Annotated in this window: 15 protein-coding genes; 4 read left to right on the top strand and 11 right to left on the bottom strand. The window is 58.3% G+C overall.

Annotated elements, in window-relative coordinates; all coding sequences use genetic code 11:
• Nucleotides 1–123 precede the first annotated feature (123 nt).
• Entirely contained in the window at nt 124–819 is a 696-nt protein-coding gene (locus CXU21_RS09685; protein ID WP_102716015.1) for a DNA alkylation repair protein, read from the bottom strand.
• Nucleotides 820–950: 131 nt separating this feature from the next.
• Here CXU21_RS09685 and CXU21_RS09680 point away from each other — a divergent pair, with 131 nt between their 5' ends.
• The 3 genes from CXU21_RS09680 to CXU21_RS09670 all read left to right on the top strand — a co-directional run bounded on the left by CXU21_RS09680 (nt 951) and on the right by CXU21_RS09670 (nt 3,383).
• Nucleotides 951–1,607 carry a hypothetical protein gene (locus tag CXU21_RS09680; protein ID WP_102715376.1) on the top strand — a complete coding sequence of 219 codons (657 nt, stop codon included), beginning with the start codon at nt 951–953 and terminating at the stop codon, nt 1,605–1,607.
• Nucleotides 1,608–1,705: 98 nt separating this feature from the next.
• Nucleotides 1,706–2,986, top strand: a complete 1,281-nt coding sequence (eno, locus tag CXU21_RS09675) for a phosphopyruvate hydratase (protein ID WP_102716013.1) — start codon at nt 1,706–1,708, stop codon at nt 2,984–2,986.
• Between the two features lie 64 nt (nt 2,987–3,050).
• Nucleotides 3,051–3,383, top strand: coding sequence for an FtsB family cell division protein (locus CXU21_RS09670; protein ID WP_102715374.1), 333 nt, complete (start codon nt 3,051–3,053; stop codon nt 3,381–3,383).
• Nucleotides 3,384–3,495: 112 nt separating this feature from the next.
• Here the strand turns inward: CXU21_RS09670 and CXU21_RS09665 are convergent, their stop codons facing one another.
• From CXU21_RS09665 to CXU21_RS09625, 9 genes are all read right to left on the bottom strand, one after another.
• Nucleotides 3,496–4,803 carry a sulfatase-like hydrolase/transferase gene (locus tag CXU21_RS09665; protein WP_180972760.1) on the bottom strand — a complete coding sequence of 436 codons (1,308 nt, stop codon included), beginning with the start codon at nt 4,801–4,803 and terminating at the stop codon, nt 3,496–3,498.
• 197 nt (nt 4,804–5,000) lie between these two features.
• The gene (locus tag CXU21_RS09660; RefSeq protein WP_102725870.1) at nt 5,001–5,663 is read right to left on the bottom strand and encodes a hypothetical protein; all 663 of its coding nucleotides are present in this window, start codon (nt 5,661–5,663) and stop codon (nt 5,001–5,003) included.
• A gap of 261 nt (nt 5,664–5,924) precedes the next feature.
• On the bottom strand, nt 5,925–6,620 hold the full coding sequence (locus tag CXU21_RS09655; protein ID WP_219723172.1) for a FadR/GntR family transcriptional regulator: 696 nt from the start codon (nt 6,618–6,620) through the stop codon (nt 5,925–5,927).
• Between the two features lie 6 nt (nt 6,621–6,626).
• Nucleotides 6,627–7,424, bottom strand: a complete 798-nt coding sequence (locus CXU21_RS09650; protein WP_102725869.1) for an ABC transporter ATP-binding protein — start codon at nt 7,422–7,424, stop codon at nt 6,627–6,629.
• A 99-nt stretch (nt 7,425–7,523) separates the two neighbouring features.
• Complete coding sequence (gene ilvC / locus CXU21_RS09645; protein ID WP_102715362.1) at nt 7,524–8,504, bottom strand: ketol-acid reductoisomerase; 981 nt, start codon at nt 8,502–8,504, stop codon at nt 7,524–7,526.
• Nucleotides 8,505–8,717: 213 nt separating this feature from the next.
• On the bottom strand, nt 8,718–9,245 hold the full coding sequence (locus CXU21_RS09640; RefSeq protein ID WP_102725868.1) for a lipocalin family protein: 528 nt from the start codon (nt 9,243–9,245) through the stop codon (nt 8,718–8,720).
• Complete coding sequence (locus CXU21_RS09635) at nt 9,242–10,108, bottom strand: TIGR01777 family oxidoreductase (RefSeq protein WP_180972759.1); 867 nt, start codon at nt 10,106–10,108, stop codon at nt 9,242–9,244. The genes CXU21_RS09640 and CXU21_RS09635 overlap by 4 nt, the downstream gene beginning before the upstream one ends.
• A gap of 433 nt (nt 10,109–10,541) precedes the next feature.
• The gene (locus tag CXU21_RS09630) at nt 10,542–11,219 is read right to left on the bottom strand and encodes a hypothetical protein (RefSeq protein ID WP_102725866.1); all 678 of its coding nucleotides are present in this window, start codon (nt 11,217–11,219) and stop codon (nt 10,542–10,544) included.
• A gap of 76 nt (nt 11,220–11,295) precedes the next feature.
• Nucleotides 11,296–12,282 (bottom strand): hypothetical protein, encoded by a 987-nt coding sequence (locus tag CXU21_RS09625; RefSeq protein WP_102725865.1) that lies wholly within the window; start codon nt 12,280–12,282, stop codon nt 11,296–11,298.
• Nucleotides 12,283–12,631: 349 nt separating this feature from the next.
• Here CXU21_RS09625 and CXU21_RS09620 point away from each other — a divergent pair, with 349 nt between their 5' ends.
• On the top strand, nt 12,632–13,153 hold the full coding sequence (locus CXU21_RS09620) for a YbhB/YbcL family Raf kinase inhibitor-like protein (RefSeq protein WP_428992369.1): 522 nt from the start codon (nt 12,632–12,634) through the stop codon (nt 13,151–13,153).
• A 24-nt stretch (nt 13,154–13,177) separates the two neighbouring features.
• Here CXU21_RS09620 and CXU21_RS09615 read toward each other — a convergent pair whose 3' ends face one another.
• Nucleotides 13,178–14,362: a DUF418 domain-containing protein gene (locus tag CXU21_RS09615; protein ID WP_102725864.1), complete on the bottom strand. Its 1,185-nt coding sequence runs from the start codon at nt 14,360–14,362 to the stop codon at nt 13,178–13,180.
• Nucleotides 14,363–14,466 lie beyond the last annotated feature (104 nt).

Here is a 14,466-nt window from a genome sequence, read left to right as displayed (position 1 = left end):
TACCCATTCCATACCTAGCGCGGAATGGAATCAAGGCCCCGTTCCGGCATGGCCCCCCTGCCTGCGTCACAATCCCGTGCAGGCCTTTGCGGTTCCCCCGGCATGCGGAGGGAGAGCCCCGGCCTATTTGCGCTTCATGCTCCGCATCAAACTCTTGTCTTCCCGGCTAACCCGCAGGGATTCAATAATTTTTTGCAGGGCCTTGTTGTAAGTGAAATCGGACAGGGAAGAATTCCTCAAATACTCCAGCGTCACTGCCGGGAACTTCACATAACAGACGGAAACCGCCCAGGCCACGGCCATGCTCACGTAATAATCCTCATGCCGCACGCCATCCAGCAGGGCCAGCACCTGTTCCACGTAATCCTCCGTAATAAAATGGGCCAGCATCATCACCACGGCAAAGCGGACATCATAAACCCGTGCGGATGTTAAATACGGCTGGATGAACTCCCACACCAGGGACGGATGCTTTTTGCTGAACTTCAGACTGGTGCAGAAAGTATCGCAAACGGCCCAGTTATCCATGCGGGGCACAAAGCGCGCGACGTGTTCCAGGCGTTCCTCCGGCTCCATGCGCGCCAGCGCTATCAGCATGCCGTCCAGCATCACTTCCTCCGCATACGGGTCCCCGGCGGGGTTCTCCAGAAGCTCCCGCCAATTCCCCCTCACCTCCATACGGGCAAGATTCCGGAGAACGGGAAGGCGGACGCCAAGCAGGCGGTTGACGCCGGGAATCAGGGCAGCGGAAAACTTCTGGAACTCCGGTTCCGCCAATGCCTCAATTCTTTCCCTCAGCTTCCGCCTGCTCTCAATCATGGGCGCCATCCTACATGGAGGCCATGCGCCGCACAAGAGGGGAAATTCCCGTGTGAGAGGCAGCGGCTAAAAAGGAATGGCGGCTTCCCGCCTTCTATGGTAGCCTGCGGACAGGCAGCAAGCCGTTCCCTATGCCTTCCAGCCTTCAACAATTCAAATGTCCCGGATGCGGCACGCCCTTTTCCGCGGCGGATGTGGACAACCGCCGGGACACGGTCACCTGCGGCAGCTGCGGCCTTTCCACCCCCTGGTCCCCCCTGGTCCGGGAACATGAATTCCGTGATGTGCCTGCGGCCCCTCCCAAGCATCTGACAGTAAAATCCTCCAGCGGAAAAATTACGCTCATCTACAGGCATTCCCTTGCTAAAATACTTCTTTACACGGGATTGGCCGTGGGTTGGGGCATCATCACCCTGGTGCTCGTCCTCCTGTCCTTCGGGCCGGGGAAAACGGACTTCGCGCTGCCCGTCTTCACCACCTTCTTTGCTATCACGGAAGCCTTCATCATCTTTCTCTGCGTTGACATGATGCTGGGAAAAGCCGTTCTCCGGGTGGAACCGGGGAAAGCGTCCCTCTTCCGGGGCATCGGCCCGGTGGGGAGCACATGGACTTTTCTTCTTCCCGCCCGGGCCCTGATCATGATGGAGCGCAAGGGAGGGGAAAAAACGGACTATTGCCGCATCTCCGTGCCCCAGCCCACTGGAAGGCCGTTTTACTTTTCCGGCGGCATTTCAGACCCGGAGACGCTTGAATACATCGCCGCCGTTCTGCGTCAGTTCCGCGCCTGAAGCCGGAATTTTCACGTTCATGACATGTTTCCATGGAACGGGGAGAACCGTTCCATGGTCCAAAAAAGACAATAAAAAATCTTATGATCATGAACGAACTGGAAATCATCGACGTCCGCGGCCGTGAAATCATTGATTCACGGGGCAATCCCACCGTAGAAGTGGACGTGGCCCTGGCCGGCGGCGCCATCGGGCGCGCATCCGTCCCCAGCGGCGCCTCCACCGGGGAGCATGAAGCCTGGGAACTCCGGGACGGAGACGCCAAGCGTTACGGCGGCAAGGGTGTTCTCAAGGCCGTGGATAATATCAACAACATTATTGCTCCGGAAGTATCCGGGCATGATGCCACCCTCCAGCCGTCCATTGACAAGATCATGATTGACCTGGACGGCACCCCCAACAAGTCCCGCCTGGGCGCCAACGCCATCCTGGGCGTCTCCCTGGCTGTGGCAAAAGCCGCCGCCATCCAGCTCAACCTCCCCCTCTTCAAATACCTGGGCGGCCCGAACGCCAAAGTGCTGCCCGTCCCGATGATGAACATCATCAACGGCGGCGCCCACTCGGACTCCCCCATTGACTTTCAGGAATTCATGATCATGCCCAAGGGCGCCCCCACCTTCCGGGAAGCCCTGCGCTACGGTGCGGAAGTCTTCCATGCGCTCAAGGACGTGCTGCATGACCGCGGCCTGTCCACCGCCGTGGGGGATGAAGGCGGCTTTGCCCCTTCCCTGAAATCCGCGGACGACGCCCTGGAATGCATCGCCCAGGCCGTGAAACGCGCAGGCTATACCCTGGGCACGGACATCTTCATTGCCCTGGACGTGGCTTCCTCCGAATTCTACGATCCCTCCCAGAACCTGTACGTCTTCAAGAAATCTGACGGCCGCGGCAGAACGGCTGCGGAACTGACAGCCTACTATCAGGAACTCCAGAAAAAATACCCCATCATCTCCATTGAGGACGGCTGCGCGGAGAACGACTGGGAAGGCTGGGAACAGCTCACCAGGGCCATGGGGCACAATACCCAGCTTGTGGGGGATGACCTGTTCGTCACGAACGTGGAATTCCTGAACCTGGGCATTTCCCGCCATGTGGCGAACGCCGTGCTGGTGAAAGTCAACCAGATCGGCTCCCTGACGGAAACGCTGGATACGGTGGAACTGGCCAAGGACAACAAATACTCCGCCATCATCTCCCACCGCTCCGGGGAAACGGAAGACGCCACCATCGCAGACATCGCCGTGGCAACCAACGCCGGGCAGATCAAGACCGGCTCCCTGAGCCGCTCCGACCGCATGGCCAAATACAACCAGCTCCTTAGAATTGAAGAGGAACTGGGGGATGACGCAGTTTATGGTGGCAAAATCCACATTCTATGATCAAAAATATGTTGTTTAACTGCAAAGAATGCTCTGGAGACGCCGCTATTACCATCGTTTTACCTTGGCGGAACTTGAAATCCGCCGGGAGAAACGTGCCCTGATCGTCCAGAGGGCTTTGCGCCTCTTCGCCATTGTCCTGGCCCTGTGCCTCACCATGCTGCTTTCCCTGGTGTGTTTCAAGCCGTGGAAGGACCTGCGCTCCCTGGAGCATGAGCGTTCCTTCCTCCAGGCGCACCTGGAAAAATCCAGGGAACAGATGGAACAGGCCAAGAATGAATTCATCTGGATTTCCCAGGACCCCCACTACTTTGAAATGATCGCGCGGGACAAAGGCAACCTGGCCCTTCCCGGTGAGCATATCCTCCGCATCGCGGAACCCAAGCGCCTTAAATAAGGCGCTTTTTTAATGGAAAACGGGACCATGAACATCATGGCCCCGTCCGGAGCGGAGGCGGACATCCTTCGCGTTTGCCTTGAGCCGGTCCCAGAGGGCCCGGCAAACTGGCTCATTCAGGCTGTTTGTCCGGCATGGTCTTGTCGTATTCCCTCATCAGCTTGGCGGACCAGCTGATGCTGTCCGGGAAACGGCAGGCAGGCGTCGTGGTCAGGTACGTTCCCAGCTTCCTGGCCAGGGAATCCGCATCCCCATGCCTGGAAAAATATAAATCCTTCTGTTCCTGGGGATCATCCGTAACGCTGTAAAACTGCGGCGCGCGGTCCGCCACCAGCAGGTACTTCATATCCCCGTCCAGCACGGCGGACGTATAATCCGTGCACCAGAAGAATGTGCGCGGAACGGGCGCCTTTTTATTGCCCACCAGCTCCAGAATATCCATGCCGTCCAGCTTCTTGGGAATTTGACGGCCATTTGCCTTCAGCAGAGCGGGAAGCAGGTCCACCGTGGAAACGGGCTGCTTGCAGACGCTGCCGGGCGCCAGCCTCTTGTCCGCCGGATACCTGATGATGAAAGGCACGCGCACGCCCCCCTCAAAATGCTGCCTCTTGGCTCCCCGGAAAGGGGCGTTGCAGGAAGAGGCTTCCGGCGCGCCTCCGTTGTCCGAAAGGAAAACGACAATCGTATCCTTTTCCAGGCCGTCCTTCTTCAAGGCGTCCAGAATACGGCCTATTCCCTTGTCCATCGCATACACCATGGCGCAATAAATCCGGCGTTCCCTGTCCTGCACGTTCTTGAATTTGGCGATGTCCTCCGGCTTGGCTTCGTTGGGCCAATGGGGGGCATTGTAGGAAACGAACATGAAAAACGGCTTTTTATCCTTCTTGGACTCCTGAAGGAACTCCACCGCCCTGTCCGTAATGTCGTCCGTCAGGTAGGTAATGCCCGTCTTATCCGTAAAATTGGACACAATCATGGAGGGATTCAGGCCCTCAGCCTCCTTCTTCACGGGAAAATAAGACCGGGAACCGCCCAGGAACCCCCACCAGCGCGTAAAGCCGCGTTCCGGCGGCGTATACCCCTGCGTGTGGCCCAGATGCCACTTGCCGAACACCGCGCTCCGGTACCCGCAAGGCTTCAAATACTCCGGAATCAGCTTCTCCGTCTGGGGAAGTCCGTAATGGGACTCCGGAAGGTAATCCACCTGGATATTGGGATTCGTAGTAATGCCGTAGCGCTTCGGAAAGCGTCCCGTCAGCAGCCCCATGCGGGAGGGGGAACACATCGGCGCCGTCACATACGCCCGGGAACAGAACACGCCCTCCTTCGCCAGCCGGTCGAGGGAAGGAGTCTTAATCTGCTTGGACCCCGTGCAGCCCAAATCCCCGTAACCCAGGTCATCCGCCAGAATGACAATCATGTTCGGCGGCGTGGAAGGACGGCCCTGAGCTCCCGCAACCCCGCAAAGCAAACTGCACAGAATCAACAATAGATGCGGTTTCTTCATCATAGGTTAATTTACGCGGCTTGCCGGCCATATCAATCATAAATTATTCCTGAAATTTCCGGCACACTCCGGCATTCCCCCGCCTTCCTTGAAATGCTGAAACAGCGGCCCTACCCCCGCATCTGCCGCAGCAGGGCCGCTGCATACTGCTGGGCTTCCTCTTCCGCAATACCCGTACCGAACTCAAACGGCTTGCCGTCCGGCTGTTCCACCACAATCATGTTCAGCACTTTATGATTCTGCTGTATGTTGCTCGCCTCAATGGAAACACGGGCATCCTTCGCCAGAAGAAACTGCTGACGGCGGCCCAGGCTTCCCACTCCGCGGAACAGCTCACCCCTGCCGGGCGTCAGAGTCAGCGTCATGCGGCCGAACAACACATAAACGGCGCCCAGCAGCGTACCGAACCCAACCAGAATAAAAGGAATCAGGAACAATTGCCCGAATATTCCCCCATGGCCCGTTTCCCCCATCATCGCAAACACGGCCGCATAGGTAATGGCATTCCAAATCAGCGTAAACAGCAACAGGAAAAATCCCACCCCTTTGGGCCTCCGGTACGTCACTTCCAGTCCCCGTGCCGTTTTCGCTACGCTCATGCGCCGGGGAATGGAATCAAGGATTTCCTCGTCCCGTTCCTCCTGCACAAGGTCTGAAAACCTGCTTATCTTGTTGCAGGCGCGGCATAAAGCCATATCCGTAGCCATATTCACATCTTCCATCGCCAGCAGGGCGCCGCACGTCGGGCACTTCAATTCAACAGGGGTAGTCATGCCCGGAACTCTAACAAACTTTCATACCCTGCAAAGCATAAAAATCATCCTGCTGCTGCCTGTTTTCCCCGCCGCCTTTTCACCGGGGAATGAAATAAACAGGCCCATCCATCCGGAAAGAAAACAAACCAACCTCTCATGAATGGTTCCTGCGAATCCGGACAAGCCCCGCGGGTGAAAGTTAAATGGAGCCATGCATTCCGGGGCAGGAACGGCATGGCCTGGCGCGGCCCACAAAACAATAGAGGGGGCAAACAAACATCAGGCGCGGAACTGGCCGCCTATGCTGACGGTGTCAAATTCCACGATTCTCACAATAATGTTTTCCGCCGTGTCCGCCTCCCGCCGCCGGATGGCATCCAGCAGGTCGTCATGCAGCTTCATGGCCCCGGCGTCATACTGCTTCTCCTCCAGCAGTCCTTCCAGATTCTCCTGCACATGGCGGATAACTACGTTGTACAATTCCGCCAGCACCGGGTTATGCGTGGCGCGGGCCACGGCGGCATGGAACAGCATGTCGTCCTCAATGCCCGGCCTTACCCTGGCATGGCAGTCCTTCAGGGCGTTTTCCAGTTCCTTCAGATCCTCCTCCGTCCTTTTAACGGCGGCCAGCCGCGCAATTTCCTTTTCCAGCGCCAGACGGGCCTCCAGAATCTGGGGCAGTTCGGATTCCTTCAGGCGGTTGCTTACCGCTACGGCAAACCGGTCTGACGCCATCACATAGGTGCCGTCTCCGGGCCGCGCTTCCAGCATTCCCATGTGAATCAGGGATTGCAGGGCCTCCCGGATGGTATTGTGGCTGACGGAAAAAGCCCGCGCCAGTTCCGGCTCCGCGGGAATACGGTCCCCCACCTTCCATTTGCCGGACCGTATCATGGATTCCATGGCGTTGAGCACCTGCCGGGACAGGGACACTCTCACAGGCTTTTTCAACTCCATTGTCTTGGTTTTCTTCATGAAAAATTAACGGATAACGGTCCAGAGGCGCCCTTTTTCCGTCTTGATCAGCTGGATATCCAGCTCAAAGGCGTCCTTCAGGTTTGCCTCCGTCAGCACCTCGTCCCGGCTTCCGTGCGCCACAATCTCGCCTGACTTTAAAATCATGCCGCGGTTGAAGACGGGCAGAATATCCTCAATGCGCTGGGTGATGAACACGATGGTCAGATCAGGCCGCGTCTCCGCCAGCTCCTCAATGGTGTTCAGTAAAAATTCCCGCCCCGCCAGGTCCAGGTAAACGCTGGGTTCATCCAAAATCATCAGTTCCGGGTTCGTCATCAGGGCGCGGGCAATCAGCACCTTCACCTGTTCCCCGGAAGACATGGCCACCACGGGCCTGTCCATCAGATGCTCCGCCTTCAGGGATTTCATGATCCTGGCGGCTTTTTCCACCTCTTCCGGCGTCGGCTCCCTCAGCAGGCCGATCGTCCCGTCGGGGCCGGAAAGCACCATGTCGCGCCCGCTCCAGGCTCCGTCTTCCAGCCATTTGTGCATGAACGGGCTCACCCATGCAATGGATTTGCGCAGTTCCAGCAGGTTCACATGCCCGAAGGTCTTGCCAAGCACCTGCACTTTGGCCCCGAAGAGCGGCCATGCAAACCCCATCAGCACCTTGACCAGCGTCGTTTTTCCGGCGCCGTTCGCACCCAGGATGAAACAGCGTTCTCCGCGCTGCACCTGCCAGGAAATATTGTGCAGGATTTCATGTCCGCCCAGAAACACTCTGGCGTTCTCCACATTAACGGCCGGGAGGGAATTGTCCATAAACTGAAAGATGGCGGACTTCCGGAAGGAAGTCCGGGTGTATACGGGCCGTTCCTCCGTAATACGGCGGAACGGCCCGTGAAAAAGTCAAAAGAAACCTTAGTTCCTTTCAAACAGACTGCGAATCTTGGCGCCCACGATTTCCACCGGGTGCTGGCCCAGGGCTTCGCGCTTGGCCTTGAGGTTGGGAGCTCCCTTGGCGGCTTCTTCCAGCCAGTCCTTGGCGAACTTGCCGGATTCAATGCGCTTGAGGGATTCCTTCATGCGTTCCTTTACGTCGGCGGGCAGTATCTGCGGGCCGTTGTAGTATTCACCGAATTCAGCGGTGTTAGAAATCACGGAATTCATCTTCTGGATGCCGCCCGTGTAAATCAGGTCCACGATCAGCTTGGCTTCATGCACGCATTCAAAGTAGGCCATTTCCGGCGGATAACCGGCTTCCGTCAGGGTCTCGAAGCCGTATTTCATCAGGTCCACGATGCCGCCGCACAGCACGTTCTGTTCACCGAACAGGTCTTCATACGTTTCCTGGGCCATGGTGCATTCCAGCACGCCGCCGCGGGTCAGGCCTTCAGCCTTCGCCATGGCAAGGGCCACGTTGCGGGCATTGCCGGAGGGGTTCTGGTGCACGGCGATGAGGCCGGGGCAGCCGAAGCCTTCTTCAAACACGCGGCGCACTTCCGTGCCCGGGCCCTTGGGGGCCACCATGATCACGTCCACATCCGCGGGGGGAACGATGGTGTTGAACACGTAGGCAAAGCCGTGGGAGCAGCAAAGCGTCTTGCCGGCCTTCAGATGGGGCTTGATTTCAGCTTCATACACGGCGCCGTGGCTTTCATCGGGCAGCAGAATGTGGATGATGTCCGCCTTGTCGGCGGCTTCAGCTACGGTCATTACCTGGAAACCGTCCTGGGCGGCGGCGTCAAAAGACTTGCCGGGGCGAACGCCGATAATCACGTTCACACCGGAGTCACGCATGCAAAGCGCCTGGGCGCGGCCCTGGGCGCCATATCCGATCACGGCAACGGTCTTGCCGTTCAAAGCGCTGAGATCAGCGGCGTTATCATGAATAATATCCATTGTTACTCCTTCTTTAAGTAGAATTCATCCAAACATCCAATGTTTGGATGAATGCCAACATAGCCATCCACGGACCGATTGCAAGCGCTTTTAAACGGATGACCGCGTTTTTTAAATGACGGAACGGGATGAGGCTTTTTTTCACCACAGGGCACGGCTCTTTCATGAAGCCGCACCCTTTCCCGTTACTTCCCATTTCATGAACTGCATCCCTTACAAGTCCCGCCCCACGACATGGTCCGGGGTGGACAGGGAATTACTGTAAATCAGCTGGGAAGTATCGTATCCCAGTTGCTCCGCACAATGAAGCATGGGCTGAAGTTCGCCGTCATTCAACTGCGGCGTCCGGGCCAGCAGCCACAGGTAACTGAGGGAGCCGCCGGAAACCACGGCCCGGCTGTAATCCTCATCCAGAAAAGCCACCTCATACCGTCCGTACACCAGGGGCACGAAGTATACTTTCAAATGGTTGGGGGCATCCGCTACCACGGCCCGCGCGCGGGCTTCCTTCCGTTCCCCGGTGCGGACGTCATAGCCGCTGTTGGTAACGGAAACGGTGCCGTTTTCTCCGTGGTCATACCGGGCCGTCACCTTGCGCAGCCCGCGCTCAAACCAGTTTTCCAGGCGCGCAATTTCATGCCAGTCCCCCAGGTAACGTTCCAGGTTGAAATCCGGCATGGGAGCCGTCTTGACGGAATGGCCGGGAAACAGTGACGTGAAGATGGTTTGGATGATGCTCATGATTTGCCGGGGAATGCCTTGTTGAAAAAAGTGCGGATATCCGGATATTGAAATTCAAATCCCTCCCGCAGCAGAGTTTCCGGAACGGCGCACTGCCCGCGGGTAATCACCTGGGAAGCCTCTCCCATCAGCAGGCGCAGAACGGCGTCCGGCACATGAATGGACAGGCGGGTGTGGAAATGCTCCGCAGCGGCCTTATAGAATTCCCGGTTGGTGGTGCGTTCCGGGGCCGTCACATTAACCGGGCCGGAAATGTCACCCTTCCCCATGATGAAAATCAGGGCGTCCACCAGGTCCTCCAGAGCCACCCAGGAAAAGGAATGGTCAGGGTCCCCTACGGAGGCCGTAATGCCGAACCGGGCGGGCCGCACCATTCTGGGGAGGGCTCCGCCATCCGGGGAGAGAACCACGCCAAACCGGGTGCGGACCAACCGCACGGAGCCGTTCACCAGCTCCGCCTCCTTTTCCCAGGCCAGGCATAGTTCCGCCAGAAAGGAATCCGCCGCCGGATCATCCTCCTCGCCATGGCACCCGGACGGGCTGTAATACCCCACGGCGGAGGTGGAAATCATTACTTCCGGCGGTTCATGCAGGCGATTGACCGCCTCCACCAGCTTGCGGGTGGTCATGATCCTGCTTTCCACCAGCTCTTTCTTGTAATCATCCGTCCAGCGCCGGTCAATGGGCGCCCCGGCCAGATTGATGACGGCATCGCACCCCGCCAGGGCCTCCGCCAGGCAGTCCACGCTCTCCTGCGTGAACAGGTAGCGCCACAAGGGCGTCACCTGGTGCCCCAGCACCGCCAAGCGGCTGGATAAATGGCTGCCGATAAACCCGCTGGATCCCGTAATGGCTACATTCATGACCTTGAAATCAGATAACGTCCGTTTCCGCCGCCGCGCTCCGGCACGCTGCCGGAAACATCCCGCACGGGAACGGATAACCTTTAACGAATAAGACATTTCCTCCGCGCTCCTCCGTTCAGCGGAGGACATACTTTGGTAATCTCCCGCTTCCGCAACGTATCCCCGCACCGGATTCCCCCGCAGCCCACGGAAAAAGGGAACCTGGCTTCCGCACGCCCCATTTATGTTGGAAAACTTTCCAACAACTACTTCCCCAAGAACATATTATCCTCCTCCGTATCCCTCCCCGCTCCCGCAGTGATCATCATGGCTGCGGAGGAGCGGGTCTTTACCCTCTGCAATTTCATCCGGCAGCCTTTCGCTCCGCGGGCGGGCGGGATTGTGCAAGCGCCTGCACGGTCTTCCCGGCACGGCGGAACGGCGGCAGGCCTCAGGCTGGGCCGGAGATGGAAAAATCGTCTTCCTCCCCTTCTTCTGCAAATTCATGCTTGAGCATGAAGAGGCCGCACACGTTCATCAGCACGCAGGTGATGTACAGCTTCACGGGAGCCATGGCAAAATCCAGCAGCAGCCCGGAAGGAAGGTTCAGGATCAGCCATCCTCCCGCGCCAATGGCGGCAAGCACCCCGGCATAAGCAACAGGAGCCCTCCTGACCAGCATCCACCAGCCCGCGGGTGAAAGCCCGGAAAAACTATCCAGGACGGCCGTTCTCATGAAAACGCCGGGGAAGTACACCACCCCCGCCGCAAGGAAAAGCCAAACCAGGGGGCCGTCCAAATCCCAGTCCGCCACGTTCAGGTAGATAACCAGGGGCAGGAAAGACACCACCATGCACGCCACCAGCTGAATGAACGGCATCATCATGCTGTCCAGCCAGTCCTCCAGTTCCGGGAAAAGGCAGATTTCCTCCTCCCCCATGGCGGACTGCTGCACCATCTTCATGAAAAAGACGCTCATGAAAGGCAGCAGGAAGCAGAAATTGGCAATCAAGCCGATGAGGGAAGCCCATGAAGCCAAGTACATGGCCCATATAATAAGCACTCCAAAAATAAACACCATGGGGCGCCCCCGGAAAGGGTAGCCCAGAGAAGAGAGGTAGTCGGACATGCGGAAATGTTAGATAATCCACCCCACACCGTCAACGCCTTATTCCATCTCTAACAAAATAATTCTCTCCTTCCGTTCAGGAATAAAACACCTCTACCGCCCGCGCCACGCGCTCCATGTCCTGCCGCCCGCAGCGCTGGTCCACGGGAAGCGGCAGCAGGTGCAGTGCCAGCTTCCGTTCCAGGCTGTCCGCCGGGGCCTGTTCAAGCACCTCCGGCCACAGCAGGGGAACCAGGATGCGTTCATCAATCAGCGCGTTTATCAACTCCGGAAAAGCCGTCCAAAACGGATAGCAGAACGGCCCGGATACGGAATCAAGGTCCACGGACAGCCGGTTTAAAGCCCCCAGCCTTTCATGCAGAAACCGGAAATTCTCCATGCGCCGGAGCCTTGCCCGTTCATAATCAATGCCGCAAATCAAACGTTCCGTCAAACGGGACATCCTGCGCAGAGGGGTGTTCCGCAAACGCTCCTCATTCCGCTCACAGGCTATAGACGCCCCCTCCGGCCCATGTTCCAGCCATTCCAGCAGAAAGGAGGCCTCCGGCAGGGATCTATCCTGTTCCTCCGGCTCCGGCAGGGGCCCCCGCGCTCCCATGACGGCAACGCCCCCGTCCGGCAGCCCGGAAAATTTACGCGGACTGTACAGGGCGCACGCCCCGGAGCGCGGCGCGGAGTACAGGGCCAGCGCGTTGTCCACAATCAGCCTCCCTCCATACCAGGAGGCCAGCAGGTCCACGTATTTCTCCTTGACGCCGAAGTAATTTGTATACAGCAGGTATTCCCCCTCCCCCAGTTCCGGCAGTTTCTCCAGTTCCAGGCATTCGTCAATGCGGTAAAAGGCAGTGGGCACCTGAAGCCGCTCCATCGGTTCCAGCGCCGTCGGGCACGTATACAGGGGAACATGGACACGCCGCACATCCCCCAGATGGCGCAGGATATACTCCAGCGCGCGCCTGCCGGAATTTACGGCCACGCCCCGGCCCGGATGCCATTGCGGGAAATTGCCGTATTCCGGCAGTTCCAGACCGAAAAAGCCGCCTATGTCCGTCCGCCCTTCCATGCGCTACGCAATACTACATCCACCCTTTAAAAGAAAGCGCCATGTGGAACGGACCTTTCTTCCCGCCATGGCGGAACAGCGTGGGAACGGTTGAAAACAGAGCGGCTTTCCATCAATCGCATGATTCTGGAACATTGGAACAAGGGTAGGATACAACATTTCCTGCAATCCGCCCCGGCCCTTCCGGACGGTTTTGGGAAGGAATGCGCCCGCACCGTACCAGGAGAGTGACGGAACACGACCGGAAAGAAAAAATTAAAAGGGGTGGACAGGAAGCATGCGGGAAAAGCCGCCGGCCAGCAGGCTTCCTGTCCGGAACTTCCAAAAACCGCCGCCGCATTTTGAACGGATGCCCCGGGAAGGGACTCCTGACTTTATGCCTTCATCATTCACGCTTCACAGTAAAGACCTGGGCGGCGTTGCCACGCCTGTCCACCGGCACACCAGCATCGGGGGCGGCAACCAATCCCCCCAGCTCTTCTGGACCAATCCGCCGGAAGAAACAAAGAGCTTTGCCGTTACCATCCATGACCGGGACGCGCCTACCGGAAGCGGTTTCTGGCACTGGCTCGTCGTCAACATTCCCGCCTCCGTCAGGGAACTGCACGCGGATGCCGGGAATCCGCCCACCCGCCTGATGCCGGAACAGGCGGTCCAGATCCGCAATGACGCCGGATTCATTGGCTACAGCGGCAGCTTCCCGCCCCCGGGCCACGGCTGGCACCTGTACCTGGTCACCGTTTACGCGCTGGATACGGCCTTCCTGCCGGTGACGCCGGATACTCCCGCCGCCCAGGTGGGCTTCCAGCTCTGGCAGCACACACTGGAAAAAGCGTCCCTCGTCTTTTACGACCAGGTGCCGGCCAAATAGCCAGCACCGGGGAAAATACCTTTTTTACCGGGTTTCCGGCTTGGGCTCTTTCCCGGCGCCCATCCACGTCGCCCGGTGCCACAGTCCTTCCAGCACTCCATAGCGGTGGCGTTCCAGCCACCAGCGGCAGAACCATATCTGCCCGATCATGGCGACACAGCCGATCGCAAAACTGGCCAGGTACCCGCAATAGGGAGCCAGCCCCAACGCATACGGGAAGAAAATCAGGGAGCCGATCATGGACTGGGAAACGTAGTTGGTCAGGCTCATGCGCCCGTAGGTCAGCAGCGGCACCGTCACTTTCCGGAAATATTCCAGCCGGTACAGCAGGACGAATCCGGCCACCCATATGCCGGTAAAGCAGACGTTGTGCCACATGTTGAACACGGTATGCAACGGTGCGGACAGCCCGGGGAGGGACATCACCACGTAAAACGCCACGGTCCCGGCCAGGGAAAAAAGCAGCCCGCGGGTCCAGAATACGGCGTTCCCGTCATTCTGCAAAAAGAAGTCCTGCCGCCCCAGCACGAACCCCAGCAGGAACAGGCCCGGAGCCTGCATCAGGCGCCCGGCTTCAATGCCCCACGCCAGGCTGGCCCACTGGCCCACCGTCAGGTTTTCCCTGGCCATTACCCAGAAATTGCCCGTATCCACGGCAGTTTTCAGAGAAGCATACGATTCCGCAACGGACAGGGAGGGCGGCGCCCAGCCCGGATTCATCCACTGCGCCACCGCGTATACCCACTCCAGGGGCTGAGCCAGGAAGAACAGGGACAGGATCACCAGCGTGGAGGTCTTCAACCGACGGCACGGCACCAGCAAAAGCCCTGCGATGGCGAAGGTCAGCAGCACGTCGCCGCCCGGAAAAAACATCGCATTCAGGCAGGCGAACACAACCAGCAGGCACATGCGCCAGACGAACCTGCCCGCAAAGTCCCGGCCCTTCCGCGCCTGGTTGCGGTACTGGATGGCAAAGGTAAAGCCGAACAACAGCGCGAATATGGTGTAGGACTTTCCGGCGAACAGGAAGAAAAAGGCGTCCTTGAACTGCTGGTTGGCCGCCTCCATCACCGGAGAGGAAGCCACGGGATAGGAGTTATAAATGAAATGTTCCAGGAAATGCACCAGCATGATCGCCATCACGGCAAAGCCGCGCAGGGCGTCCACTACATAAATACGTTTGCTGTCGGGAGAGATTACGGGGTCCATGGCAGTGATATAGTGTTATTACAGCGGGGAAAACGCCTTTATTTCAACAAACGCAACGTACACCACGGCAAAACCGTTTACAACCAAAATCCTCACCGGGGCAT

It is taken from the genome of Akkermansia muciniphila, from assembly GCF_002884975.1.
Lineage (GTDB): Bacteria > Verrucomicrobiota > Verrucomicrobiia > Verrucomicrobiales > Akkermansiaceae > Akkermansia > Akkermansia muciniphila_C.
This window is presented reverse-complemented; position numbering and strand designations above follow the sequence as displayed.

Coding starts and splice junctions, on each gene's coding strand:
- CXU21_RS09685 (WP_102716015.1), bottom strand. CDS start 819: ATGATTGAGAGCAGGCGGAAGCTGAGGGAAAGAATTGAGGCATTGGCG.
- CXU21_RS09680 (WP_102715376.1), top strand. CDS start 951: ATGCCTTCCAGCCTTCAACAATTCAAATGTCCCGGATGCGGCACGCCC.
- CXU21_RS09665 (WP_180972760.1), bottom strand. CDS start 4,803: ATGATTGTCATTCTGGCGGATGACCTGGGTTACGGGGATTTGGGCTGC.
- CXU21_RS09660 (WP_102725870.1), bottom strand. CDS start 5,663: ATGACTACCCCTGTTGAATTGAAGTGCCCGACGTGCGGCGCCCTGCTG.
- CXU21_RS09655 (WP_219723172.1), bottom strand. CDS start 6,620: ATGAAGAAAACCAAGACAATGGAGTTGAAAAAGCCTGTGAGAGTGTCC.
- CXU21_RS09650 (WP_102725869.1), bottom strand. CDS start 7,424: ATGGACAATTCCCTCCCGGCCGTTAATGTGGAGAACGCCAGAGTGTTT.
- ilvC (WP_102715362.1), bottom strand. CDS start 8,504: ATGGATATTATTCATGATAACGCCGCTGATCTCAGCGCTTTGAACGGC.
- CXU21_RS09640 (WP_102725868.1), bottom strand. CDS start 9,245: ATGAGCATCATCCAAACCATCTTCACGTCACTGTTTCCCGGCCATTCC.
- CXU21_RS09635 (WP_180972759.1), bottom strand. CDS start 10,108: ATGAATGTAGCCATTACGGGATCCAGCGGGTTTATCGGCAGCCATTTA.
- CXU21_RS09630 (WP_102725866.1), bottom strand. CDS start 11,219: ATGTCCGACTACCTCTCTTCTCTGGGCTACCCTTTCCGGGGGCGCCCC.
- CXU21_RS09625 (WP_102725865.1), bottom strand. CDS start 12,282: ATGGAAGGGCGGACGGACATAGGCGGCTTTTTCGGTCTGGAACTGCCG.
- CXU21_RS09620 (WP_428992369.1), top strand. CDS start 12,632: ATGCCCCGGGAAGGGACTCCTGACTTTATGCCTTCATCATTCACGCTT.
- CXU21_RS09615 (WP_102725864.1), bottom strand. CDS start 14,362: ATGGACCCCGTAATCTCTCCCGACAGCAAACGTATTTATGTAGTGGAC.